The organism is Pseudonocardia abyssalis, assembly GCF_019263705.2.
Taxonomy (GTDB): Bacteria; Actinomycetota; Actinomycetes; order Mycobacteriales; family Pseudonocardiaceae; genus Pseudonocardia; species Pseudonocardia abyssalis.
This window is the reverse complement of record NZ_JADQDK010000001.1, coordinates 5,339,619-5,363,513: the sequence shown is the minus strand read 5'-3', so window position 1 is coordinate 5,363,513 and position 23,895 is coordinate 5,339,619. Positions and strand designations below refer to the sequence as shown.

24 protein-coding genes and 1 pseudogene are annotated in these 23,895 nt (G+C 70.1%); 15 read left to right on the top strand and 10 right to left on the bottom strand.

Going from position 1 to position 23,895, the window contains the following annotated elements:
* The first annotated feature begins 131 nt into the window (after window positions 1–131).
* The 10 genes from I4I81_RS26340 to I4I81_RS26295 are packed head-to-tail and all read left to right on the top strand — an operon-like array spanning window position 132 to window position 9,420.
* Complete coding sequence (locus I4I81_RS26340; protein ID WP_218601507.1) at window positions 132–1,346, top strand: PucR family transcriptional regulator; 1,215 nt, start codon at window positions 132–134, stop codon at window positions 1,344–1,346.
* Between the two features lie 46 nt (window positions 1,347–1,392).
* Window positions 1,393–2,322, top strand: a complete 930-nt coding sequence (locus I4I81_RS26335) for a Rieske (2Fe-2S) protein (protein WP_218601508.1) — start codon at window positions 1,393–1,395, stop codon at window positions 2,320–2,322.
* An 8-nt stretch (window positions 2,323–2,330) separates the two neighbouring features.
* Window positions 2,331–2,687 carry a Rieske (2Fe-2S) protein gene (locus tag I4I81_RS26330; RefSeq protein ID WP_218601509.1) on the top strand — a complete coding sequence of 119 codons (357 nt, stop codon included), beginning with the start codon at window positions 2,331–2,333 and terminating at the stop codon, window positions 2,685–2,687.
* A 5-nt stretch (window positions 2,688–2,692) separates the two neighbouring features.
* Window positions 2,693–3,475 (top strand): class I SAM-dependent methyltransferase, encoded by a 783-nt coding sequence (locus I4I81_RS26325; protein WP_218601510.1) that lies wholly within the window; start codon window positions 2,693–2,695, stop codon window positions 3,473–3,475.
* A gap of 17 nt (window positions 3,476–3,492) precedes the next feature.
* Complete coding sequence (locus I4I81_RS26320) at window positions 3,493–3,954, top strand: NUDIX domain-containing protein (RefSeq protein ID WP_218601511.1); 462 nt, start codon at window positions 3,493–3,495, stop codon at window positions 3,952–3,954.
* Between the two features lie 27 nt (window positions 3,955–3,981).
* Complete coding sequence (locus I4I81_RS26315) at window positions 3,982–6,486, top strand: HAD-IC family P-type ATPase (RefSeq protein ID WP_218616403.1); 2,505 nt, start codon at window positions 3,982–3,984, stop codon at window positions 6,484–6,486.
* Window positions 6,487–6,546: 60 nt separating this feature from the next.
* Window positions 6,547–6,885, top strand: a complete 339-nt coding sequence (locus I4I81_RS26310; RefSeq protein ID WP_225924703.1) for a hypothetical protein — start codon at window positions 6,547–6,549, stop codon at window positions 6,883–6,885.
* Complete coding sequence (locus I4I81_RS26305) at window positions 6,882–8,258, top strand: ferredoxin reductase family protein (RefSeq protein WP_226363582.1); 1,377 nt, start codon at window positions 6,882–6,884, stop codon at window positions 8,256–8,258. The genes I4I81_RS26310 and I4I81_RS26305 overlap by 4 nt, the downstream gene beginning before the upstream one ends.
* Before the next feature lie 5 nt (window positions 8,259–8,263).
* Window positions 8,264–8,713, top strand: a complete 450-nt coding sequence (locus tag I4I81_RS26300; protein WP_218616628.1) for an FMN-binding protein — start codon at window positions 8,264–8,266, stop codon at window positions 8,711–8,713.
* Complete coding sequence (locus I4I81_RS26295) at window positions 8,710–9,420, top strand: FAD:protein FMN transferase (protein WP_226363581.1); 711 nt, start codon at window positions 8,710–8,712, stop codon at window positions 9,418–9,420. The genes I4I81_RS26300 and I4I81_RS26295 overlap by 4 nt, the downstream gene beginning before the upstream one ends.
* Here the strand turns inward: I4I81_RS26295 and I4I81_RS26290 are convergent.
* Window positions 9,417–9,623 (bottom strand): hypothetical protein, encoded by a 207-nt coding sequence (locus I4I81_RS26290; RefSeq protein WP_218606125.1) that lies wholly within the window; start codon window positions 9,621–9,623, stop codon window positions 9,417–9,419. The genes I4I81_RS26295 and I4I81_RS26290 overlap by 4 nt on opposite strands.
* 130 nt (window positions 9,624–9,753) lie before the next feature.
* Between I4I81_RS26290 and serA the strand changes: the two genes are divergently transcribed.
* The 3 genes from serA to I4I81_RS26275 all read left to right on the top strand — a co-directional run bounded on the left by serA (window position 9,754) and on the right by I4I81_RS26275 (window position 12,124).
* On the top strand, window positions 9,754–10,953 hold the full coding sequence (gene serA / locus I4I81_RS26285; protein WP_218606126.1) for a phosphoglycerate dehydrogenase: 1,200 nt from the start codon (window positions 9,754–9,756) through the stop codon (window positions 10,951–10,953).
* Window positions 10,954–11,075: 122 nt separating this feature from the next.
* Window positions 11,076–11,519 (top strand): excalibur calcium-binding domain-containing protein, encoded by a 444-nt coding sequence (locus tag I4I81_RS26280; RefSeq protein WP_218606127.1) that lies wholly within the window; start codon window positions 11,076–11,078, stop codon window positions 11,517–11,519.
* Entirely contained in the window at window positions 11,516–12,124 is a 609-nt protein-coding gene (locus I4I81_RS26275; protein ID WP_504959513.1) for a class F sortase, read from the top strand. Before I4I81_RS26280 ends, I4I81_RS26275 begins: the two co-directional genes overlap by 4 nt.
* 15 nt (window positions 12,125–12,139) lie before the next feature.
* On the opposite strand, the pseudogene I4I81_RS26270 reads toward I4I81_RS26275, so the two are convergent.
* The 3 genes and pseudogenes from I4I81_RS26270 to I4I81_RS26260 all read right to left on the bottom strand — a co-directional run.
* Window positions 12,140–12,313 (bottom strand): annotated as a pseudogene (locus I4I81_RS26270) (response regulator transcription factor); the annotation flags it as partial.
* A gap of 63 nt (window positions 12,314–12,376) precedes the next feature.
* Window positions 12,377–12,625 carry a helix-turn-helix domain-containing protein gene (locus I4I81_RS26265; RefSeq protein ID WP_218605700.1) on the bottom strand — a complete coding sequence of 83 codons (249 nt, stop codon included), beginning with the start codon at window positions 12,623–12,625 and terminating at the stop codon, window positions 12,377–12,379.
* The gene (locus I4I81_RS26260; protein ID WP_218605699.1) at window positions 12,625–13,113 is read right to left on the bottom strand and encodes a DUF2975 domain-containing protein; all 489 of its coding nucleotides are present in this window, start codon (window positions 13,111–13,113) and stop codon (window positions 12,625–12,627) included. The genes I4I81_RS26265 and I4I81_RS26260 overlap by 1 nt, the downstream gene beginning before the upstream one ends.
* 221 nt (window positions 13,114–13,334) lie before the next feature.
* Between I4I81_RS26260 and I4I81_RS31290 the strand changes: the two genes are divergently transcribed.
* Window positions 13,335–14,324: a thermonuclease family protein gene (locus I4I81_RS31290; protein WP_218605698.1), complete on the top strand. Its 990-nt coding sequence runs from the start codon at window positions 13,335–13,337 to the stop codon at window positions 14,322–14,324.
* A 197-nt stretch (window positions 14,325–14,521) separates the two neighbouring features.
* Here I4I81_RS31290 and I4I81_RS26250 read toward each other — a convergent pair whose 3' ends face one another.
* Together I4I81_RS26250 and I4I81_RS26245 are read right to left on the bottom strand one after the other, a co-directional pair.
* Window positions 14,522–14,713 (bottom strand): hypothetical protein, encoded by a 192-nt coding sequence (locus I4I81_RS26250; RefSeq protein ID WP_218605697.1) that lies wholly within the window; start codon window positions 14,711–14,713, stop codon window positions 14,522–14,524.
* Window positions 14,710–14,886: a hypothetical protein gene (locus tag I4I81_RS26245; protein WP_218605696.1), complete on the bottom strand. Its 177-nt coding sequence runs from the start codon at window positions 14,884–14,886 to the stop codon at window positions 14,710–14,712. The genes I4I81_RS26250 and I4I81_RS26245 overlap by 4 nt, the downstream gene beginning before the upstream one ends.
* 522 nt (window positions 14,887–15,408) lie before the next feature.
* On the opposite strand from I4I81_RS26245, the gene I4I81_RS26240 reads away from it, so the two are divergent.
* On the top strand, window positions 15,409–16,266 hold the full coding sequence (locus tag I4I81_RS26240; RefSeq protein ID WP_218605695.1) for a thermonuclease family protein: 858 nt from the start codon (window positions 15,409–15,411) through the stop codon (window positions 16,264–16,266).
* A gap of 41 nt (window positions 16,267–16,307) precedes the next feature.
* Here I4I81_RS26240 and I4I81_RS26235 read toward each other — a convergent pair whose 3' ends face one another.
* From I4I81_RS26235 to I4I81_RS26220, 4 genes are all read right to left on the bottom strand, one after another.
* A complete protein-coding gene (locus tag I4I81_RS26235; protein ID WP_218606453.1) occupies window positions 16,308–17,588 on the bottom strand; it encodes an IS256 family transposase in 1,281 nt (426 codons plus the stop codon).
* Window positions 17,589–18,328: 740 nt separating this feature from the next.
* Window positions 18,329–19,225, bottom strand: coding sequence for an SRA domain-containing endonuclease (locus I4I81_RS26230; protein WP_218604073.1), 897 nt, complete (start codon window positions 19,223–19,225; stop codon window positions 18,329–18,331).
* A 1,159-nt stretch (window positions 19,226–20,384) separates the two neighbouring features.
* Window positions 20,385–22,055, bottom strand: a complete 1,671-nt coding sequence (locus I4I81_RS26225) for a hypothetical protein (RefSeq protein ID WP_218604074.1) — start codon at window positions 22,053–22,055, stop codon at window positions 20,385–20,387.
* Window positions 22,056–22,944: 889 nt separating this feature from the next.
* Complete coding sequence (locus I4I81_RS26220) at window positions 22,945–23,865, bottom strand: DUF5710 domain-containing protein (protein ID WP_218604075.1); 921 nt, start codon at window positions 23,863–23,865, stop codon at window positions 22,945–22,947.
* Window positions 23,866–23,895: the final 30 nt, after the last annotated feature.

Sequence of the window (23,895 nt, the reverse complement as noted above, 5' to 3'; positions counted from 1 at the left end):
CTTCCGGTGGGGCGATGGGGACCCGTCGAGCGTGGCGGCGGCCCCCGCCCGGCGGCGAGGTTCCCGCGGACACCGCTGGGACGTCCGGATTGTCCGCACGCACACCCGGTCCCGGGTCCTAGGCTCACGCCGTGGCCGACGTCCCGAGCGCGCTGCCCCTCGTCGCCCCCGCCCTGCTCCGGCGCCTCGACGAGGTCGCCGACCGGATCGTGGCGCGCGTGCAGGGCGACCTCCCGCTCTACCGCGACCAGACCTACGTCAGCACGGAGGCGCTGCGGACCGCCGCCGTCGACAACGTCCGGTACCTGCTGCGCACCGACCCGCTCCCCGACGGCGCCGACCTCGCCGCCGCCCGCCGCACCGGCGAGCTGCGCGGCCGGGCCGGCGCGCCGCTGCCCGAGCTCCTCGCCGGTTTCCGGATCGGTTTCGCGGTGTTCTGGGAGATCCTCGCGGCCGAGGCGATCGGGGCCGGCGTCGACGCGCGGGGGCTCGCCGCGCTGGCCACGCACGTGTTCTGGAAGGCCGACGAGTACTCCGCGGTGCTCACGACGGCCCACCGCGACGCCACCGCGCACCTGCTGCGCCGCCACGAGCAGGAGCGCTCGGCGCTGGTGGAGGCCCTGACGACCGGGGCAGTGGGCTCGGTGTGGGAGATCGCCAACGGCCTGGACCTGCCGTCGACCGGTTCGTTCGTCACCATCGCGGCGGAGGTGGCCGCGGTCGGCACGGTCGCGCTGCCGGAGATCGCGTCGAAGCTCCGTGCCGTCAACGTCTCCTCGGCGTGGCGGCTGCTGCCCGACATCGAGGTCGGCGTGGTGTCGCTGCCCGGCCCCGACGCCTCGGACGCCGTGCGGGTCGTCGGTGCTGCGGCGCCCGGGCGCGTCGGCGTCAGCCCGGTCTACCCGGCGCTCGCCGAGACGCCCCGAGCGCTCTACCTCGCCCGCATCGCGCTGCAGAGCGCACCGGCCGGGGCCCCGTCGGTCCGGCGCTTCGACGACACGCCGCTCGCCACGCTCGTCGCCGCCGCCCCGGAGGCCGCCGTGCAGATCGCCCGTCGCGTGCTCGGCGACCTGCTGGAGCTGCGCCGCGACGAGCAGGACGTGCTTCTGGAGACGCTGGAGACCTGGCTCGCCACCGGCGGCTCGGCGACCGTCACCGGCTCCCGGATGTTCGTGCACGCCAACACCGTCCGGCACCGCCTGCGCCGGATCGCCGAGCACACCGGGCGCAACCTGGAGCACCCGACCGCGCTCGCCGAGCTGTCGACGGCCCTGCACGCACTGCGACTGCTGCCGGGTGTCCGCCGTGCGTCGCACGATGAGACGCCCGGGACCATCCCAGGGTGAGACGGTCCCCTGACTGCGCGCCACCGCAGTCGGAACGGGAGAGTCCATGTCGGACGCTGAAGGACCCATCGGGGTCACCACGTGGCACCGGCACCTGTTCGCGAGGGTGGAGCGGTGGCCGTGGCTGAAGTCGCTGGAGGAGTCGGTCTCGGCGGTGTCGCAGCCGCTCTACGACCGCCACCGCGACAATCTGCTGGTCGAGCTCATGCACGGGGGCCGCTGGGCCGGGCACTCCCTGCACGCGGCGCTCAGTGACCTGCCGATCGGCTTCTGGGCCGGCACCGTCGTCCTCGACGCGCTGGGCAAGGACACGTCGACCGACGGGGGCCTCGACGCCGCGGGCACGTTGAGCGCCGCCGGGCTGCTCGCCGCCGCCGGCACGGTCGCCACCGGCTTCACCGACTGGACCGTCAGCGACGGCGACGACCGCCGCACCGGCCTGTTCCACGGCCTGCTCAACCTCGCGGGCACCGCGCTGCAGGGCGCCTCGCTGGTCGCGCGGGTCAACGGGCACCGCCGCCCCGCGCAGGTGCTGGGCCTGGCGAGCATGGCCGTCACGGGCGCCGCCGGGTACGTCGGCGGGCACCTGGTGCAGGGCAAGGCCGTCATGGTCAACCGGGTCGCCACGACGACCGGCCCGACGCGCTGGGTGCAGGCGGTCGAGGAGTCCGACCTGCCCGACGGCGCGACCGCCGGCGTCACCGTCGACGGCCGGCAGGTGATGCTGCACCGCTCGGGCGACACCGTCCACGCGATCGACGACCTGTGCAGCCACGCGGGCGCGCTGCTCTCGCGGGGCCCGGTCGTCGACTGCGTCGTGACCTGCCCGCTGCACGAGTCCAGGTTCGACGTGCGCGACGGCCGGATCGTCCGCGGCCCTGCGCACCACCCCCAGCCGGTCCTGCCCACGCGCCTGCGCAACGGCTGGGTCGAGGTCCGGGGCTCCCTGCCCGCGGCACGACGCAAGAAATCCTAGGAGGAACCATGACGTGGGAAGCGGTCGCGGACCTGGACCAGCTCGAGGAGGGCGACATGATGGTCGTCCAGCTGGCGGGCGAGCCGGTCTGCCTCGTCCGGCTCTACGAGGACGAGGTCGCCGCGGTGCACAACACGTGCACCCATCAGCAGCAGCCCCTCAACGAGGGTTATCTGCAGGAGGACGACACCCTGATCTGCCCGGCCCACAACTCGTGCTTCGACCTGCGCACGGGCGAGCCGAAGGGCGTGCCGGCCGTGGCCCCGATCCCGGTCTACGCGTGCAAGATCGAGGACGACGCGATCTGGGTCGACATGGACCAGCAGCTCAACGACGCCGCGATCCCCCACAAGCCGTACCACTAGCCGTCGTGGAGCAGTGGCGGACCGTCGACGAGGGCTGGGGTCGGCGGGCCGCCGACTTCGCCACCCTGATGGAGCCCGCCGCCGTCCGGGAGTACCTGCACGTCCACCGCCTGCTCGGGATCGGGCCGGGCAGCACCGTGCTCGACATGGCGTGCGGGTCCGGGCTCGCGATGGAGCTCGCGCGGCTGACCGGGGCCGAGGTGTCCGGTGTGGACGCCTCGGTCCGGCTCGCCGCGGTGGCCGCGCTGCGCAACCCGGACAGCCGCGTCGTCGTCGGCGACATGGCCGAGCCGCATTTCCCCGCCTCGTCGTTCGACGCCGTCACCAGCTTCCGCGGCATCTGGGCCACCACCCCGGGCGCGATCGCGCAGGCCCGGCGCGTCCTTCGCCCCGGCGGGCGGGTGGCGATCACGTTCTGGGGCGAGATGGCCGCGTCGCAGGGCGGCCCGCTGTTCGCCCCGTTCCGGCTGGCGACACCGCCGCAGGTCGACCGCCAGTCCGACATGGTCGCCCTCAAGCGACCCGGGGTGGCCGCGGAGTTCCTCGCCGCGGCCGGCCTCGAACCCGGGGAGCTCTTCGACGTCCCGTTCGTGCTGGAGTTCGCCGACGCCGAGCACTACGCCCGCGGCCTGGCGTCGACCGGACCGGGTTACGAAGCGGTCGTCGCGGCGGGCGAGGAGGCCTTCCGGGACGCGTGCCTGCAGGCGGCGGCCCCGTTCGTCAGGACTGGGCTCCCGATCAGGGCGACGCTGCAGCTGCGCGGGATCATCGGCACCGCACCCGCCTGACGACTCGGGGGACCACCGTGGACATCGTCGACAACATCGCGCGCCCCGCCGCCGCGGCCGCTGTGCTCTTCCTCGACCACGACGGGCAGGTCCTGATCGTCGAGCCCACCTACAAACCCCGCTGGGAGATCCCCGGCGGTGAGGTGGAGAAGGGCGAGACGCCGCGCGAGGCGTGCACGCGGGTCCTGCACCACCAGCTGCGGCTCGACCTGCCGCCCGGGCCCCTGCTCGTCGTCGACTGGGCCCCGCTGGTGCGCGAGGAGCGGGTCCGCTTCGTCTTCGACGGCGGCACGCTCACCGAGGCGCAGCTCGACCGCATCGAGCTGGCCCCCGATGTGCTGACGTCGTGGGCCTTCCTGTCGCCCGACGAGCTGTTCGTGATGATGGAGCCGCGGTCGGTCCGCCGCGTGCTGGCCGCCATCGACACCCGGCGGACCGGTGTGCCGGCCTACCTGGAGTCCGGGCTCCCGGCCGACTGACCCTCCCGGCCTGCGATCATCCCCGCCATGGACATCGCGGGGGGCATCGCGGGCCTCACCGCGGCCGAGGTCGAGCAGCGCCGCCGGGCCGGTGAGTCGAACGTCGCCGTCAGCGGCACCTCGCGCACCTACGCGACGATCCTGCGCACCAACGTCTTCTCCTTCTACAACTCGATCCTGTTCGCCATCGGGGTCACGCTGCTGACACTGGGCCGCTACAGCGACGCGCTGATCAGCGTCGGCCTGGGGCTGATCAACGCGATCATCAGCGCCACCCAGGAGATCCGGGCCAAGCGCAAGCTCGACGGGCTGCAACTGCTCGACCGCGCCGTCGTGGTCGTCGTCCGCGACGGCGCCGAGGTCGAGGTCCTCCCGGTCGACGTGGTCCGCGGCGACGTCGTGGCGGTGCGGCCGGGCGACCAGGTCGTCGTCGACGGACCGCTGCTCGACGGCGCGCGCGTGGAGATCGACGAGTCGCTGCTCACCGGCGAGTCCGACCCGGTCGCCAAGGCCCCCGGCGACGAGCTGCGCTCGGGCAGCCTGTGCGTGGCGGGCGCGGGCCGCATGCTCGCCCGCGACGTCGGCACGGCGAGCTACGCGGGGCGGCTCACGCTGGAGGCGCGGCGCGTCACCACCGACAAGACGCCGCTGCAGCGGCGGATCGAGTTCGTCGTCCGCCTGGTCATGGCGCTGACGGTGCTGATGAGCGGCGCGATCCTCGCCCAGGCCGCGATCGAGGGGATCTCGCTGCTGCGCGTCGTGCAGACCACGGCGGTGCTGTCCGGGCTGGTGCCCTACGGGCTGTTCTTCCTCATCGCCGTCGCCTACACCGCGGGGGCGGCGCGGATCGCCGGGCGCGGGGCGCTGGTGCAGCAGGTGAACGCCGTGGAGTCGGTCAGCAACGTCGACGTCGTCTGCACCGACAAGACCGGCACGCTGACCACCGGCAAGCTCGTGCTCGAGGAGATCGAGCCGTGCGGCGGGGCGGCAGGCGTCGAGGCCGCGCTGGGCGACTTCGCGCACAGCGTCACCGTCGCGAACCTGACGACCACCGCGCTCGCCGCCGCCCTGCCCGGCACCGCCCGCACCGTGCACGACGAGGTGCCGTTCGCCTCCTCGCTGCGCTGGTCGGGGATCACCACCGACGACGGCACGTGGGTGCTCGGCGCCCCCGACACGCTCGCCCCGCACCTCGCCGACCCCGCCGCCCTCGACGCGGCCGTCGCCGGACGGGCGGCGCGGGGCCTGCGGGTCCTGCTGCTCGCGCGGGGCGCCGACCTGCGCGACGACGACGGCCGGCCCGCTCTCGATGCGCTGGAGGCCGTCGCGGTCGTGGTGCTGGCCGACGAACTGCGGCCCGAGGTCGCGGAGTCGATCGCCCGGTTCCGCGCGGCGGGTGTCGCGCTCAAGGTGCTCTCCGGCGACGACCCGCGCACCGTGGCCGCGCTGGCCACCCAGGCCGGGCTCGACGCGGGCGACCCCGTCAGCGGACGCGATCTGGACGTCCTCGACGACCCCGCCCTCGACGCCCTGGTCGCGCGCACGACCGTCTTCGGCCGGGTCGCCCCCGAGCAGAAGGTGCGGATCGTCGCGTCGCTGCGCCGCCACGGCCACTACGTCGCGATGATCGGCGACGGCGTCAACGACGCCCGTGCGCTCAAGGGTGCCCAGGTCGGGGTCGCGATGCGCAGCGGGAGCGCGGTCACCCGCGACGTCGCCGACATCGTCCTGGTCGACGACTCGTTCGCCGCTCTCCTGCCCGCCCAGGCCGAGGGCCGCAAGATCATCAACGGCATCGCGATCTCGATGTACGTCTTCCTGGCCCGCGTCGCGACGCAGGGGGTCGTGATCCTCGCGGTCACGATGCTGGGACTGGGATTCCCCTACTCCCCCACCCAGGTCGGACTGACGCTGCTCACCGTCGGTGTGCCCACCCTGTTCCTCACGTTCTGGGCGCGGGCCGACGCACCGGACGAGAACCTGCTCGGCAACCTCGCGCGGTTCGTCGTGCCCGCCGCGGTGATCACCGCGGGGTTCGGCACCGCGGTCTACACCGTGCTCTACCAGGCGGTGCTGAACGGCTTCTCGACCGGCCGCACACCGGAGTCCGTCATCACCGCCTTCGAGGGCTACACCGGCCTGACCTACGGCACCGACACCGACTTCGTCGAGGCCGCGGCGACGATCGGCGCCCAGACCGGCCTCTCGACCTTCGTCACCCTGGCCTCGTTCGGGCTCATCCTGCTCCTCATGCCACCGGCCCGGATCTTCTCGGCGTGGACGGCCCCGACCGGTGACCGCAGGCCCGCCGTGCTGGTCGCCGTCCTCGTCGTGGCGTTCGGGTTCGTGCTGTTCGTGCCGGTGCTGTCGGACTACTTCGGGCTGACGGGCCCGGCCCGGCCGGTGTTCACCACGGTGCTGCCCGCGCTGGTGACCTGGTTCGTGGTGCTGTCACTGGCCTACCGCTTCCGGCTGCTCGACCGCCTCCTCGGCCTCGACGCCCTCCCCCGCCCACAGCGGACACACAGCTAGCTCACCGACGGCTCCCACCCCGGCCGCCCACCCTGGGCGTACCGAGCAGAAGGAGCAGTCGTGAGCGACGAGCAGCCGGCCGGCGGGTCCCGATGGGAGCCGACGGCGGACGACCAGCACTCCACCGACGTCATGGAGCAGGTGCCCCCGGCCGCTCCGCGACCGGGACGCCGCCGACGCGCTGTCGTGGCCGCGGCCGTCGCCGGGCTGCTGCTCGTCGGCGGGGCGGGCGGGTTCGCGATCGGGCAGGCGACCGCCGCCCCGGGCGCGCCGACGTCGGTCCAGCCCGACCGCGACGGCGGGCCCGGCGGGTTCCGCGGCGGGCCGGGCCGCGACGACGACTCCGCCGACCCCGGGACCGGGACCGGGACCGGGACCGGGACCGGGACGTCCACGTGACCGCGCTGCTCGACGCACCCCGGGACGCGATCGACGTCCGGGCCGCCCGGACGGACGCGACGGCCCGCACCGCGGCCGCCGTGCTCGTCGGCGCGAGCCTGCTCGTCGTCACGGGGCTGTGGGCCGCGGGCGGCGGGCCCGCGCTCTCCGGCTGGGCCGACGGCCCGACCTCGCTCGGGCGGCTCACCGGGCTCCTGGCGTCGGACCTGCTGCTGGTGCAGGTCCTGCTGATGGCCCGCATCCCGGTCGTCGAGCGGGCCGTCGGGCAGGACCGCCTCGCCCGGATGCACCGCCTCGCGGGCTTCACGTCGTTCACGCTGATGCTCGCCCACATCGGACTGATCTCGTGGGGCTACGCGGCCGGCGACCTCGCGCAGGTCCCGGGCACGCTCTGGGACCTCACCGTCACCTACCCCGGCATGCTGCTGGCCGCGGCCGGCACGGCCTGCCTGGTCATGGTGGTCGTCACCAGCGTCCGGGCCGCGCGGCGCCGCCTGCGCTACGAGTCGTGGCACCTGCTGCACCTCTACGCCTACCTGGGCGTCGGGCTCGCGCTGCCGCACCAGCTGTGGACCGGCCAGGAGTTCCTGTCCTCGACCGCCGCCACCGTCTACTGGTGGACGCTGTGGGCCGCGGCCGCCGGAGCGATCCTGGTGTTCCGCGTCGGGACGCCGGTGGCGCGGACGCTGCGCCACGACCTGCGCGTCACCTCGGTCGTGCGGGAGGACCACGACGTCGTCTCCGTCTACGTCACCGGCCGCCGGCTCGACCGGCTGCCGGTCCTCGCCGGGCAGTTCCTCACGTGGCGCTTCCTGACCGGGCCCGGCTGGACCCGCGCCCACCCCTACTCGCTCTCCGCCGCTCCCGACGGGCGCAGCCTGCGGATCACCGTCAAGGCGCTCGGCGACGGGAGCGCGCAGGTCGCGGCGCTGCGGCGCGGCACGCGGGTGGTCGTCGAGGGGCCCTACGGGCGGCTCACCGAGCGGCCCCGCACGCGGCGCAGGCTCGCGTTCGTCGGCGCGGGCGTCGGCGTCACGCCGCTGCGGGCGCTCGCCGAGGGCCTGCCCTACGCCCCCGGTGACGCCGTGCTGATCCAGCGCGGCACCGCCCTGTTCGCCCGTGAGTTCGACGTCCTCGCCCACGAGCGCGGCCTGCGGGTGCTGCACCTGCCGGGCCCGCGCCGGGCCCCGGGTTCCTGGCTCTGCTCCGGACCGGTCGACGACCGCACCGCACTGCTCGGCTGGGTGCCCGACATCGCCGAGCGCGACGTCTACGTGTGCGGCCCTGAGGAGTGGACCGCGTCGGTGCGGCGCACGCTCGCCGCGGCCGGGCTGCCCGCCGCGCAGTTGCACGTCGAGACCTTCGCGTGGTGAGCGGCGTGCGACGCGTCAGCGCGTGGTTCCTCAGCACGATCGCGATCGTGACGTTGCTGTTCGGCTACCGGACCTCGACGTCCGGCCCTGACCTCGCCGTGGCCGTCGCGGCGGCCCCGTCGACCACGTCCCCGTCCCCCACGTCCCCGTCCCCCGCGTCCCCGTCCGCGACGTCGTCCGGCACCGTCACCGGCTCGGTGGCGCAGACCCGGTGGGGCCCGGTCCAGGTGCAGCTGACCGTGGCCGACGGCGTGATCACCGCGGTCGACGTCGTGCAGTACCCGCAGGGCAACGACAAGGACCAGCGGATCAACGCCCGTGCGCTGCCGGTGCTGGTGCAGGAGACGCTGGGCGCGCAGAGTGCCGACGTCGACATGGTCAGCGGGGCGACCGTCACCTCCGAGGGCTACCTCGAGTCGCTGCAGAGCGCCATCGACCAGGCGGGCCTGGCGTGATCCGGCACGTCGAGCACGTCATGGGGATGCCGATCAGCGTCGCGCTGCGCGGCCGGCACGCCGCCGACGCCCGTGGGGCCGCGGCCTGGGCCGACGCGCTGAGCGTGCTACGCGGCGCCGACCGGGTCTTCAGCACCTACCGGCCCTGCTCGGTGATCTCCCGGCTCGGACGCGGCGAGATCGCGCTCGCCGACTGCCCGCCGGAGGTCGCCGAGGTGCTCGGGATCGGGGACGCCGCGCGCCGGGCGTCGGACGGGGCGTTCGACGTCCACCGCCCCGACGGCACCCTCGACCCGTCCGGGGTCGTGAAGGGCTGGGCCGCGGAACGCGCGGCGGTGCACCTGGGCGCCCTGCCGGACACCGACTTCTGCCTGTCCGCGGGCGGCGACATCGTCTGTCGCACCCTCGACGCGGACGCCGCGCCGTGGCGGATCGGCGTCGAGGACCCGCACGCCCCGGGCCGGATCGCGGCGGTCGTCCCGTTGCACACCGGCGCCGTCGCCACGTCCGGGGCGGCACGGCGGGGGAACCACATCGTCGACGGGCGCACGGGGCGGCCGCCGGAGGGGATCGCGTCGGTCACGGTCGTCGGCGACTCGTTGACCGTCGTCGACGTCGACGCGACGGCGGCGTTCGCCCTCGGAGCGCAGGGCGAGAGCTGGCTGGCCGGGCGCGGGCACCGGGCCGTGTTCGTCGTGCCGGTCTAGCCCGCCAGGTGCAGGCGGGCCCCGGTGGTCTGCACGACCTCAGGCTTCATCGCGGTGAGCACCATCATCAGGCGGTTCTTCGCGGCCTCGCGGGCACCGGGCTCCGGGTCGAGCGCCGGGCGCAGGCGCCGGAGCGCGTTCATCACATCGAGCTCGCGGTCGGTCGCCTCGTACGCTCCGACGCCGGTGACGTGGGTGTTCATCGGGGCTCCTTCCGATCGGGTGTCTCACGCCCTCCATCGAAGTTACCCACTGCAGCGTTTCGGTAACCACATGCTGTCACCCGATCGTGTGGTCTCCGACGACGGGAGGGCCCTGGTCTACGTTGGTCCGGTGAAGGTGCTCCTCCTGGAAAACATCCACCCGGTCGCGGCCGAGGCGTTCCGCGCCGCGGGCTTCGAGGTCGACGTGCGCTCGGGCTCCCTGAGCGAGGACGAGCTGCTCGACGAGCTGCCGGGAGTGTCCCTGCTCGGGATCCGGTCCAACACGAAGATCACGTCCCGCGTGCTGGAGGCAGGCAAGGACCTGCTGGCCGTGGGGTGCTTCTGCATCGGCACCAACCAGGTCGACCTGGCCGACGCCGCCGAGCGCGGCATCGCGGTCTTCAACGCGCCGTTCTCCAACACGCGCAGCGTCGTCGAGCTGGTCCTCGGCGAGATCCTCACGCTGACGCGCCGGCTGCCGGAGAAGACCCAGCGGATGCACGACGGCGTGTGGGACAAGTCGGCCAAGGGCAGCCACGAGGTCCGCGGCCGGACGCTGGGCATCGTCGGCTACGGCAACATCGGCACGCAGCTCTCGAACGTCGCGGAGGCCGTCGGGCTGCGGGTGATCTTCTACGACACCGCCGACCGCCTGGCCCACGGCAACGCCCGCCGCGTCCCCTCGCTCGACGCCCTGCTCGCCCAGGCCGACATCGTGAGCCTGCACGTCGACGGCAGGCCCGGCAACGCCGGCCTCTTCGGCGCCGACCAGTTCGCGAAGATGAAGCCGGGCTCGGTGTTCATCAACGCCTCGCGCGGGATGGTCGTCGACGACGCCGTGCTGCGCGAGCACATCCTGTCCGGCCACCTCTCGGGCGCGGCGATCGACGTCTTCCCGATCGAGCCCAAGGCCCAGGGCGACGCCTTCGAGTCACCGCTGCGCGGCCTCGACAACGTCATCCTCACCCCGCACGTCGGTGGCTCGACGCAGGAGGCGCAGGAGGAGATCGGCCACTTCGTCTCCACCAAGCTGATCGGCTTCGCCGCGGCCGGCGCCACCGCCCTGTCCGTCAACCTCCCACAGGTCGCCCCGCCGACGCCGGCCGGCGCGTTCCGGATGGGCTACCTGCACACCAGTCGCCCCGGTGTCCTCGCCGGCATCAACCAGCTGCTCGCCGACACCGGCGTCAACGTCATCGGGCAATCGCTGTCGACGAGCGGGGAGCAGGGTTACGTCGTCACCGACACCGACGCCGTGGTGCCCGAGGCCGCCCTGTCCGACCTGCTCCGGTCGCCGCAGACCATCTGGCTGAGGTCCTGGCGACCGTAAGCGCCGAGTGACGGGTGTAACACGTTCCGCAGTCGGGGCGAAGGCCGGTCGTACGCGCTCCCGCCGTGCGTCGTCCCGCGCGCGCGGAGTGCGTCGCTCCCCGAACTCGACGTAGAGGAACCATGCGCCCCCGTACCTTCACCGTGTCCCTCGTCGCGGCCGCCGCCGTGATGCTCCCGCTCGCCGGCGTGGCGATCGCCCAGCCCGGCGACCGCGACTGCGCGGACTTCTCCTCCCAGGAGGAGGCCCAGGCCGCCCTGCTCCCGGGCGACCCCGAGCGCCTCGACGCCAACGGCAACGGCCAGGCCTGCGAGAACTACGACTACGGCTCGGCCACCCCGGCGGAGACCACCGACCCGGTCGACGAGCAGCCCGAGGAGACCGCCGCGCCCACCACCGCACCGGTGGAGGCCGACGACTCCCAGGTCGCCGTCGTGCCCCGCGGCGGGGTCGACACCGGTGACGGCACCTCCGGCTCCGAGCCCGCCCCGTTCCTGATCGGCGGGGTGCTCGTGGTCGGTGCGGTCGCTGCGGCCGCGCGGCGCCGCGCGCACACCGCCCGCTGAGCGTGCGTCTCCGACCCCGCCACCTGGTGGCGGGCGCAGCTGCTGCGCTCCTGCTGGCCGGCTGCGGCACCCCGCAGCCGGCCACCCCCGCGCCCGCGCCCGCGGCCGCACCGGCCGCCACCCCCGCACCGGCGGAGGGCCCGACGGTGCTGACCGAGTCCCGCCCGGAGCGCGTGATCATCCCGGCCCTGGGCGTCGACAGCGCGATGATGGACCTCGGCCTGCAACCCGACGGCACGATGGAGGTCCCACCCGACGGCACCACCGCCGGCTGGTACTCGCTGTCGCCCACCCCCGGCGAGCTCGGCCCTGCGGTGCTCGCCGCCCACGTCGACTGGAAGGGCGAGCCGGGCGTCTTCTACCGCCTGCGCGACACCGAACCCGGCGACGAGGTCCGGGTGCGGCGCGAGGACGGCACCACCGCCGTCTTCACCGTCGGCCGGGTCGAGCAGTACGCCAAGGACAGCTTCCCCACCGACGCCGTCTACGGCGACGTCGACGCCGCGGAGCTGCGCATGATCACCTGCGGCGGGGAGTTCGACGACGGGACGGGGAACTACGAGGACAACATCGTGGTCTACGCCCGGCTCACCGGCGCGGCCTGAGACGGCGCCGAGGGATCAGGGCACCAGCCCGTGCTCCCACGCCCACACGGCGATCTCCACCCGGTTGCGGACCACGAGCTTGCTCCGAACGGTCGTGATGTGCGTCCTGACGGCGGAGGTGCTCACGTGGAGCACCTCCACGACCTTGCAGTTCGTGCGCCCACGGGCCACCGCGCGCGCCACGTCGAGCTCTCGGCGCGACGACGGCCGTCCCGCCGCTCCCGGACGGGCGAGAACCGCATCGGGGGCGCATCATGCGCGAGCCTCGCGGCCGACACCCTGCGATGCGGCGTGCTCGTCGTCGACCCACTCCAGCAGGTCACCGGGCTGACAGTCGAGCACCCGACACATGGCCTCCAGCGTGCTGAAGCGCACCGCCTTCGCGCGGCCGTTCTTCAGCACGGCCACGTTCGCCGGGGTGAGTCCGATCCGCTCGGCGAACTCGCCCACGCTCATCTTCCGCTTCGCCAGCTCGACGTCGATGCGCACGACGATGGCCATCAGATGACCGCCTCCATGTCGACCCGCAGCGTCGTCGCCTGCCGCAGCAGCGCCCGCATGACGACCATCAGCAACCCCACGGCCGCTCCGACGAGAACGAGCACCAGGTGCAGTGCGGCCAGGCCGGGGGCGTCGTCGAGCTCGGCGACGACGTAGACGGGCACCGCCGCACACAGCAGCAGCACCCACCCGGCGACGATCGCCCGGACGATCGCGTCCACCCACGGCAGCGCCCCGTCGCTGAAGATGCTGTCGCGGGCGACCATCGACAGCAGCTTCCCCGTGCAGACGATGACCACCTGCACGCACAACAGGCCCAGCAGGGTGACCGCCAGCATCGCCCAGCCCGGCCGCGACAGGTCGAAGGACTCCCCCGAACTCAGCTCGACCCACCCCTGGTACACCACGGCACCCTGGCCGACCGTCACGACGAGCAGCAGCAGTCCGAGCAGAACTCCCAGCGGCACCACGGCCCGACGTGTCGTCATAGGGCGAGTATCGATGTAATTCTATCGACTGTCAATCGTTCGAGACACGGCGGCGCGCCCCGGCCCGGAGGCACATCCCGTGGCACGGGCCCGATGCTCGGCGGGCCGACCTCACCAGGTGCGCCCAGACACTCCGTCCGCAACGATGTCGCGGCACATCCCGTGGCACACCGGCGGCCGAGCCGCTGATCACGACGAGTAACCGCGGCCGGGCCCGGCTCGTGCGCCGCGCGATCAATCTAGGACTGATCACCGAGGAAACCCGCGCGCGAGTGCAACGTCTCGACCGCGACCGACGACAGGAGAATGTCCGATTCGTCGTCAGTGAGGTCAGTGTGGGCATAGGCAAGGTCGTGCTGGGAGCTGTGGCGGTGCTGCTCGTGATGGGGGCCTGCAACGACGCAGGAAAGGACGGGCCCGCGCTTCCCGCCGAGGCGTCGACGGCATCAGGGATCGACCAGGAGACCGGCCTCGGCGGATCGGCTGCCGACGTCGCACCGGCGTCGACGTCCGGGGTGGGCTCGTCGGCAGTCGCCGACGACGAGACCGGTGTCGTCGCGTCAGTCATCGACGGCGACACCCTCTCCTTGACCGATGGCCGAACCGTGCGGTTGCTGGGCATCGACTCCTGCGAGACCGTCACCCACTCCGGGCGGCAGGCCCGGGCCGACGCCCAGAGGCTGTTGCGTGTGGGGCAGACCGTCAGCCTGCGCTCGGAACGAGGAGTCGACCGCGACATCTACTACCGCCACCTCCGCTACGTCTCGCTGCCCGACGGACGGGACTACGGGCAGGCGATGATCGGCTTCGAACACACGGGGATCTACGAGGGTGGAGACGCCTCCACGGCCTACACCGCGCAGCTGCGTCGCCTCGACGACGGGCCGCGGGAGTGCAGGTTCCTGACGCCGACCACGAGCGCAGCGCCGACCACCACCACTGCGCGGCCGACACCCCAGGCCGATCCGGTCCCGGCGCCGAGACCCGCCCCTCGGTACTCACCCGAGCCGGCTCCACCTGCACCTGCACCCGCGCCCGCACCCAGCCAGTCGACCGGCTCGAACTGCCATCCCAGCTACACACCCTGCGTGCCGGACGGACCGGACCTCGACTGCGGCGACATCCGAAAGCTGGTGATCGTCACCGGGCCGGACGAGTTCAGGCTCGACGGCGACGACAACGACGGGCGAGGGTGCGAGAGCTACGGCTGAACGAGCAGGCGGGCGAGGGCAAAGCCGCCGGCGGGCTCAGCGTCCCGTCGACTTTCGCCGGTCGCAACGGAGACAACTCATGGCCTGCGACGCGGACCTGGCGTTGAACCGACGGATTCGCGTGTCAGCGAACCGGAGGCTCGCCTGGCGAGCTCGTACAGGTCGCCAGCACGCCGCGACGCTGCAGTCTCGAACCGTCAAGCCCACAGCGTCACCAGCTGGTCGGTGGTCATGCCGTACAGGTCGCCGATCGTGTTGTCGCTGGAGCCTTCGGACCCGGACTCCGGATGAAGCAGACCAGCCGAGTACGCGGTCGCGACATCCTGAATCGCGGCCAGTGACTTCGGGCCGATGTTGCGGATGTTCAGCAAGGCCGACTCCGGGGTCACCACAACCTCGTCGACGGTGCGGAAGCCAGGAGCTGCTCGACCGTCGCAGAGGTGCGCGGGTTCCGCTTCTCCGCGATCTCGTGCAGGAACCGGTCGAGGGTGCGCTTCGCCTCGCGCTTGGCATCCGGGCCAGGCGGGATGATCGCCACCAGGTCGTGCCGCTTCCCCGTCACCGGTCGACGCCGGCGTACGCACGCACCCTCAGAGCACCGCTACGGAGAGTGCCGATGTTGCCTCTCGCGCGGGCCTTGCCGACCGCCGGACGCCCTGCCATGACGCCAGTTGTCCCGCGGTTCGCGGCACATCCCCTGGCACGACTGTCGCAGAGACGATCTTGCCAGCAGAGAAACTGCTGGTCAGACCTGGAGCCGGAGGTCGGGATCGAACCGACGACCTTTCGCTTACAAGACGTCCGCTCGATGACTGACAGGGCATCTACCTGCGCCGATGTTCGGCGAACGAGCCTCGTCGGATGCGTCCAAGCACTCCGTTCGCAACGGTTTCGCGGCACATCCCGTGGCACAGATGCCCCTCAGACGTTGCTCACGACGAGTGACTGTCGGGCTCAACCCGGCAAGGGCTGCCACGGACGTCCGGCCCAGGGGGCGACCACAGAAACGCTACTGCGGCAGCTGCAACATCTTGGCCCCGACCGACGACAGGAAGGTGTCCGGTTCGTCGTCAGTGAGGTCAGTGTGGGAATAGGCAAGTTCGTGGTGGGCGGCTTGGCGGTCCTGCTCATAGTGGGTGCCTGCAACAACGCAGATGAGAGCGAGAGCAGTCAGAGCCCCGTCGCCTCCGAAGCATCGGCCGACGACGCATCCGGCGGCGGTGGATCAGCGACCGGCGACCAACCGACCTCGACGTCCGGAGTCGGCTCCTCGAGCGTCGCAGAGGACGCGATCGGCGTCGTCGCCTCCGTCGTCGACGGCGACACCCTTGCCTTGGCCGACGGCCGGGTCGTGCGCGTGCTGGGCATCGACTCCTGCGAGCTCATCACTCATTCCGGTTTGGAGGCGCGCTCGGACGCTCAGCAGCTGCTCCGTGTGGGACAGACCGTGTCGCTGCGTGGAGAGCTTGGGGTCGATCGCGACGTCTATCGACGCCACCTGCGCTACGTCACAACCCCCGACGGACGGGACTTCGGGAGCGCGATGATCGGGTTCGAGCACACCGGCGTCTATGAAGGCGGCGATGCGTCCGCGGCGTACACCGCGCAGATGAGACGCCTCGACGACGGCCCACGGGACTGCACCTTCCTTCCACCAGCCACGAGCACGGCGCCAACCGCCACCGTCGCGCGGCCCATCCCGCCTGCTGACCCTGCTCCAGCACCCCGGCCGGCGCCCCGCACCGCACCTGAAGCGGCCCCCGTGCCGGAGCCCCGAGAGCCGGACGATGCGAACTGCCACCCCAGCTACACACCGTGCGTACCGGATGGACCGGATCTCGATTGCGGGGACATTCGGAAGCTGGTGATCGTGACCGGGCCGGACGAGTTCAGGCTCGACGGCGACGACAACGACGGACGTGGCTGCGAGAGCTACGGATAGGACGACGGTGAGCAATAGTCAAGACCTGTGGATGAAGATCTTTAGGCGGCTTCCGGTTGGTGGTGGTCGTCGGGTCGTTCGACGAGCTTGCCGTTGACGAACAGGGCGCCGGCGCGGACGAGCGCGACCAGGTGTGGGCCGTTCACGGCGCGCCAGCGGTCCTGGGCGGCCTCGATGAGCTTGAACGCCATCGCCAGCCCGGCTGCCCGCGAGCCGGGACCGCGAGTGATCTTCGTGCGGTGCCGGACGGTGGCGAAGGTCGACTCGATGGGGTTCGTGGTGCGCAGGTGGATCCAGTGCTCGGCGGGGAAGTCGTAGACCGCGAGCAGCACCTCGACATCGTCGGTGATCTTCGCGACCGCCTTCGGGAATTTCGCCCCGTAGGCGGCCTCGAATGCTTTCACGGCGTCGAGGGCGTGGCGGCGGTCTTCGGCGTTCCAGATCTCCGCGAGTGCCTTCTTCGCCCCCGGGTGCGCGGATTTCGGGAGGGCGCCGAGCACGTTGGCGATCTTGTGGAACCAGCAGCGCTGCTCGCGGGTCGCGGGGAACACCTCGCGCAGCGCGGCCCAGAACCCCAGCGCGCCGTCTCCGACCGCGAGGACCGGGGCGCGCATCCCTCGCCGGGCGGCATCGCGCAGCAGGTCCGCCCAGGACTCGGTCGACTCGCGGTAGCCATCGGCCAGCGCGACGAGCTCCTTGCGCCCGTCAGCACGGACGCCGATCAGCACGAGCAGGCACAGCTTGTGTTCTTCGAGGCGGATGTTGACGTGGATCCCGTCGGCCCACAGGTAGACGTAGTCGGCTCTGGACAGGTCGCGGGCGGCGAAGGTGCGCTGTTCGGCCTTCCAGGTCTCGGTCAGCTTCGTGATCACCGGCGCCGAGAGCCCGGCGGTCGAGCCGAGGAACTGGCCCAGGGCGGGCACGAAGTCGCTGGTCGAGAGCCCGTGCAGGTAGAGCAGCGGCAGCACTTCGGTGATCTTCGGGGTCTTGCGGCACCAGGGCGGCAGGATCGCCGAGGAGAACCGCGCCCGCTCCCCGGTCTGCGGGTCGGTGCGCCGGTCGTTCACCCGCGGCACGGTCACCTCGACCGCGCCGGCGCTGGTGAGCACCTCGCGGGGCTGGTGGGTGCCGTTGCGCACGACCAGCCGGCGGCCGTGCTCGTCGCGCTCGCCGACGTGGCGGGCAATGTAGTCGTCGACCTCGGCCTGCAGAGCCTCGGCGAGCATCCGGCGGGCGCCCTCGCGGACCAGCTCGTCGATCAGCGAGCCGCCGTCCCGGTGGGGTTCATCTGCGTCGGCAGCTCCAGGAACTACGGTGAGCACGGGTCGTACCCTTCCGACCGGCGTTGGCGCGCCGATCTTGCTTGATGGCCTCAAGATCACCGGAAGGGTACGGCCCCTCCGGTCATCCACAGGTTTCAAGCATTGCTCGACGACGGTCCCGGGACAGACGAGTAGGTCAGACGGGGTCAACCGAGCCGTCGCAGTCGGCGCTCCGGGCGTGGCCCTGGTCTCCGGAGTGACTCGCGCCGTAGCATCGCAAGGCCGCGCTTCCCTCACGGTCGACCAAGCATCAAAGCGTCGACGTGAGGGGTGCCCTGTGGGCAGTAACAGCCGCTACGACCGAACCGCGAAGGTCACGGGCCTCGAGGCCGACGAGGCTCGAGCTCTGCACGTGATCGCCGACCTGCTCGACGACTACCCGGGGATCGACGCACCGGTCATCGCGCGCCGGCTGGGCGAGATCCTGCGCTGCACCGCGATCGAACTGAACGCCGGGCGCGACGTGCCCATTGGGATCCGTCGAGCCGTCCGCCACCTCGCTGACGCGGTGAGGGTCGAGATGCAACCCCCGCGTAGGGACTCACGCCGCTTTGGTCGGGGTGATGGCGAGGGTGGCCGCCGGCGTTGTCCCAGTTGGCGAAAGTCACGTCGGTCGAGCCGTGGATCGCCTCGCTATCCAGCCGTACCCGGTGCCGTCCTTCTATACGACACCACAGCTCGCTCTCGATACGAACGACGTCACCCATTCACCAATCGGTAGCGGTTCAGGAGTGAATCCACTACCTCGCATTGTCGACCCTTTTCCAACCGCTCCCGTCCGGATAGATGACGCAGACACCGGCAGCGCCGAGATAAGCCAACAGGTCAGCGCGTGGCCGGGACGGCACAAGGACGGCGTGCGTCGTCGCATCAGCGAAGCGACCGTAGTCGAGCAACTGTCCGACTGCTTGGCGGAGGTGATCACGGGTGACACTGCTCTTAGCTTCAACGAGTTCCCGTGTTGTGCAATCCCAAATGTCGCTATAGATCGGGCGCGATTCGCCGGGGGGCAGCACGCGCAGGCGGCCAACGCTATGACCTATAGCCTGCAGATAGTCGCAGTAGCGGCCGACTAGCTTGGCTTCGCTGAGTTCGGCTTCGTAGGGCTCGCGGTCTGGGCTGACATAGGCGCGTTCGGTGTGCTGCTCCGCGATAGGGACAGTCTCGACCTGGGCCGAGAGTCTTGGCGTGAACGGCAATGGGGGCAGGTCGACGTTGACTTCATTGAGCGGTCGCAATTTGAACACCACAACTTGCCGAATGACATCGGGGTTGCTTGTTTCGTGTGCGTCTGTGAAGTAGAAGTCGACTAGTTCGAACTCTCCCACATACGTGACTAGTCCGCGAGACCCTCGAAAGCATTCGAGAGTTCGACCCTTGTCATGATGCGTAACGATCGCGCTGTTCATCCCCGCGAGTGTTTGATCTCCTCGCTGACCGGCGCCGTAATAGTGAAATAGCTGGTCAGCACCCCAACCGTCGTAGTAGCCATGCCTGTGCCCCGTCTTGGGGTCCGTGAAGAAGCAGACCGTCTTGGATGCGTTCGATGGTGCGATACCCCCTTGCGTCGAACATCCGTAGCGCCGGTGCAGCTCGACTCGCGTCAACTGCTCTCCTGGCTTCAGTCCATCGAGCACCCCACGACCCCCTTCTCGTTCCGATGAGGTATCGAAATTCCCACATGTTCGTCGCCGACCGATTCGCGCTTCGTCGCATCGGGGAGTCCCCGTATCTGATGCCCACGTATCGCTCATCAAGACGTCAGTCCAAGCGAGAACGAAGCTACGAATGAGACTGGGACAGAAGGTCGCCTAGTCCCCTTGTGAAAATTAGGCGTCGCGCCCAGTCTGCCACCTAAGCACTTGTCCTCGAATCAATCGGACATCGACTTCGGAGATCACTGCCGAAGCCGCGGCGAGTCTCGAATAGCGGTTCGAGTCCGCCCAGGCTAAATCAATATTTATGCGCCTACCGGACACCTGCGGCCAACCCTGAACGCTCAGCGAGCGTCCGTCAACAAAGATCACAATCCCGCTGCATTCTTCGTACATTGCTACTCGACTCTCCCTGGACTCGCAGCGCAGAACGAAACCCCAGCCGTCAAGCCGCTCCTTTCTAATCCCCATTATAGAGGCACCCACCGTGAAACGTCTAGTGCGCTTGGGGACGAGCGCCTGCAGGGAGCGGGACACCTGTAGCGCAGAAGCGGCGCCATGCGGAAAGCCAGGTGTTTCCAACTCATCTCGCTGCTGCCGCTCTTCGGCGTGCTTCTTGGCCAGGTCAGCCTTTACTGCTGCGGCGATTCTTGCCCTTCGCGCAGACTCCTGCGCCTCCTTCCGCGAGCATTCCAGACACAGAAAACGTCGGGAAACGATCGAGCTATGCAAACCGCAGCACCCGTTACCGCACTCGGCGCAATACCCGAGTGCCGGAATCCCACAATTTGTCCCGGCACAGGGGATACTTGGAAACGCTGCAGGATCAACTGGGATCTTGTAGAAGGTGCCACAAGAGTCATAGACCGGCGCAGGCAGGCCGTAGACGTGCCTCATGCCAATCAAGACATCGGACAGACATTCGACTAACTCAGGCGATATACGCCGAGTAGACGAACCGCCACATTGGGGGCAGACCGCACGACCCATGGCAGTGATCACCCTCTGCTAGAAGAGCCGGACCACGAACGATGTCGCAGCGTGTGCATGAATTGTTACTGACCCGATTCGCTGGTGGTGATCACCTAATGTTGGCCCGGGTTCATCCCTGCAGGGCAGGCAATTTGGCGTGTAGGCCATTCTAGGTTCCGAATGCAGGGACTGTCACTGTCCGACTGCTGATCGAGGAACCGTTTCCTGTGGCTGTGGCCTGCAGGCTGTGGCCTTGGCTACCGTCTGCGGAGACTGTCGGCGGGATTGACCCGCCCGGCATGGGGCAGGGGCCGGACCAGCGTTCGGTGCCGTCAAGGACTACCGCGCACCGCTCGCCTGGCGATCCGGGCCCCTCGGTCGTGAGATTGACACGCAAGGTTGTGGGCGAGACCCAGTCTGCGGCTATTGAGAGCGAGCCTGAGGTCTCGACAGCAGGTTCGGGCTCGGAGGCTTGCGGGGTCAACGGGCGAGGTGCTCTTTGCCTGGCATTTGCGATGAACAGGTTCACGGTGAGCGCGTCCCGCGAGAAGGCGAATGTCGTTGCGAGGTCGACCGTGAGGAAGGTTAGTTCGCCGATCGCGGCATAGCGAGTGAGCAGCTTCCGAGCGGACAGTAGACCGTTGATCGCTCGGTCCATCGCGGTGGCCGACACGGTGCGGCTCAGGACGTCGATCACGAGCTCCGGATGCTCAAGCGCGCACGTCGCAAGTCCCGCGACGGCACGAAGGGTGGACGCTACATCAGCGTCCTCGGGAACCGCTGCCTGCACACATCCGGCCAGCAGTGCGAGCATCACGGCAGCAGTCGAACTCGTGCCGAGCTCCCTTTCCAGTAGCCGCATCAGGATTCCCCAGGCCGCTGCATCGGGGGACACGGTTCCGACGATGCGGGCGGGTATGGGTTGTCCGTCAAAGCGATCCTGCGCGAAGCCGATGTGCACCGACTGTCCCGGGGCGAGCAGGTACGTGCGGTCGCGTGCGTCCGCGTCAATCGCGAGCCGGCCGAGCACCACGGTCAGGAGGTCCGGTGCCCAGGACTCAGCGGCCGTACCGGTGATCGTCTCGTAGGCCCAACTCGGCCGTACCGGTGAGGTGACCACCAGTCCGGTTCCTCGATTGTTCGTGATCTTCACAACGCCGATGTCGGCATCGGCGGGATCGGCCCCGACACAGACGAGCATCGGAGCGTTCGGGCCCTCCACGAAGTTCGCAGTCAGCCAGCGGGGTCTGGGCGCCTGACATTCCGGTGGGTCGAACCGTAGGCCGGCGAGGCGCCCGATCTCGGCGGTGAGGTCGTCGAGGCGGTCGGACACCCAGGACTTCCAGCTCAGGTGATCGACCCCGGTGACGATGGCGGTCATCCGGTCGGGGCTCAGCTCGGCCAGGCGTAGCCGCGTCGGAGTCATCGTTGGGCCGGCTGCGGGGTCGGCGGTGAAAGCATCGCCGTCCCCGTCGTCGTCGAGTAGGTACACGACCTGGTTCGCGGGCAGCGGGGCATCGAATCGGTAGGTGAAGGTGAGTGGCGCGGTTGGCTGTCCGGTCGAGAGGGTGAGGCGCGCGGACGCGAGAACCTCAAGTCCAGGAACCTGCGGGGGTGGGGCCGGCGAGGTCATCAGCTCACCACCGGTCGGCCCGGCAGCACCGGCGGGGAACGACACGGACCATCGGTCATCGACCGGCAACGTCACTGCAGCTCCGGATGGCACGGCGGTGATTGGGCGGTTCGTCGGCTCGTCGACCTGCGCACAACCTGAGAGCGCGAGTACTGCGGCAATGACAAGTGCCGAAGCAACGACCCAGGCCGGGCGGCGGTGCATCACGACCGGATGTCGTACTTCGGTCCGATCCCGTTACCCCAGGACCTTGGCGTCGAGGACGCACCGACCTAGACGACACAGGAGATGGCAGCCGAGAGCGAGGCGGCTAGCCGCCGTGCACGGACGGCGTATCCTGCCGCCTTGGGCAAACCCGCGCACACGCACGAATCGGAAGGCTCGAAGGTCGAGGCGCTTGCCAAGTCGCTCGACCTGACCCTATCGGATATGTAACGCCAAGGCCGATGTGGCCGACCTACGGCAGGTGGCATCTCTTGAAAGCCTCAAATTCTCGCGGCGGGAGTTTTATGAAGAGCTCAACGGCATGGGTGGGCTTCGGGCTGATAGTTGTGATAGCGATGATGTCAGGCTGCTCAGCGGGGGAGCCTTCAGCTGCCCCAGACAGGCAGCCATCAATCGGCGGAACTACAGTACCTTCTACGGCTGCCGACGCTTCTGCTCAGGACAATGCATTCACATGCCCAATCGACGCGGCGGAGGTCAGCAGTTTACTGGCCATCGATGTGAGTCTGAATCCTGGGGCCCCTAACAGTTGTACGTTCACGAACGAAGTCGGCACGGCGCTAGTTCAGATTCAGCAACTGACGGGAAGCACCTTCGATGCTGTGCGTTCCACAATCTATCCGGAAACTCAGTCCGGATGCAGTACCGTCGAGACTGAGGTTGCTCGCTTCAAAGCAATCCAGGTGGAGTGCAGCACGACCTCGTCGAAAGGGGGGTACGTTCTACGTGAATCGCTCGGACCCTCTCCGTGTAACGTAGCAATTACGACTTTCAGATCAGACCTCCGATCAGGTTCCGATTTGACCGCTACAGCACTGAGGATCGCTGGTGACACAACCTGGTGCTGATCAATTGCCGACAGTAGAGGGACTTACAGAATCTCGGGCTGACCTCTGGCCATCATCCACTCATCCCGATCTTGCTTGGCTAGGCCAGTGCTGCTGATCGGAATGTTCACCATCGAATCATGGATCGTGGCTGTCCTGGTGGACTGATCGTGAGCGGCGTCTCCGGCGAATGGCGATGCTGCGCGGAAGGCGACTGCTGATCCCACCTCGTGTTGCCTGCGTAAAGCGCGCTCAGACTCGGCAGATCGGTCGGCTGCCTTCTCAGGTCGTGCGAGTGAGACACCGGTGTCGGTGAGCATGCTCAGGTCTAGCGACCATTGCCGCGCGGATCGACTGGTCCACAGGTCCCCGGCGGCCTGGACGTGGCGGGAGATCTCTGCCTCGGTCATTCCGGTGACGGCGCGCAGGTGGGCAAGGGCGTGGTCGGCGCGGCCGGTGACGTTGGCGTACCCAAGGTGGGTGGATATGTGGCAGTCCGAGCACAGGCAGATCAGCCGGCGCAGCGCCTGCACGGCGGCCCGGGCGTCGTAGGCCCATCGCTCGTGTGCTTCCAGCCGGCGCGCCGTGGAACGGTCTTCTACCGCTCCACACGCTTCGCACCGTTGCCCGGCACGCCGGGTGATCATCCGCCGGATCCGTTCCCAGTCTTGTGGGGAGACGCAGGTGCGGACGTTGGTGAACCAGCACGAGCGCGGCACCATGTCGACGAACAGGCCGGCCCCGAACGAGCGGTCCTCTCCGGGTAGCAGGTCGGGTACCGGCGACAGCGCGGCCCATGGGGCGAGTCCGGCGGTGGGCGGGCTCGGGTCATACCAGCGGCGCGCGGCTGGGTCCCAGCGTGCGCCTAGCGCCTTCGCGGCGTCCTTCTCGGTGAAGGGAACGTCCAGGTAGGTCCGTCCGGGCGGCGACTGCGCTGGCCGGTGGGACGAGTGGTTCTGTTCCATTGACGCCTCCGCGCGGCTCGAACGGCTGCC

Coding starts and splice junctions, on each gene's coding strand:
- I4I81_RS26335 (WP_218601508.1), top strand. CDS start 1,393: ATGTCGGACGCTGAAGGACCCATCGGGGTCACCACGTGGCACCGGCAC.
- I4I81_RS26330 (WP_218601509.1), top strand. CDS start 2,331: ATGACGTGGGAAGCGGTCGCGGACCTGGACCAGCTCGAGGAGGGCGAC.
- I4I81_RS26315 (WP_218616403.1), top strand. CDS start 3,982: ATGGACATCGCGGGGGGCATCGCGGGCCTCACCGCGGCCGAGGTCGAG.
- I4I81_RS26290 (WP_218606125.1), bottom strand. CDS start 9,623: ATGAACACCCACGTCACCGGCGTCGGAGCGTACGAGGCGACCGACCGC.
- I4I81_RS26280 (WP_218606127.1), top strand. CDS start 11,076: ATGCGCCCCCGTACCTTCACCGTGTCCCTCGTCGCGGCCGCCGCCGTG.
- I4I81_RS26265 (WP_218605700.1), bottom strand. CDS start 12,625: ATGGCCATCGTCGTGCGCATCGACGTCGAGCTGGCGAAGCGGAAGATG.
- I4I81_RS26260 (WP_218605699.1), bottom strand. CDS start 13,113: ATGACGACACGTCGGGCCGTGGTGCCGCTGGGAGTTCTGCTCGGACTG.
- I4I81_RS26220 (WP_218604075.1), bottom strand. CDS start 23,865: ATGGAACAGAACCACTCGTCCCACCGGCCAGCGCAGTCGCCGCCCGGA.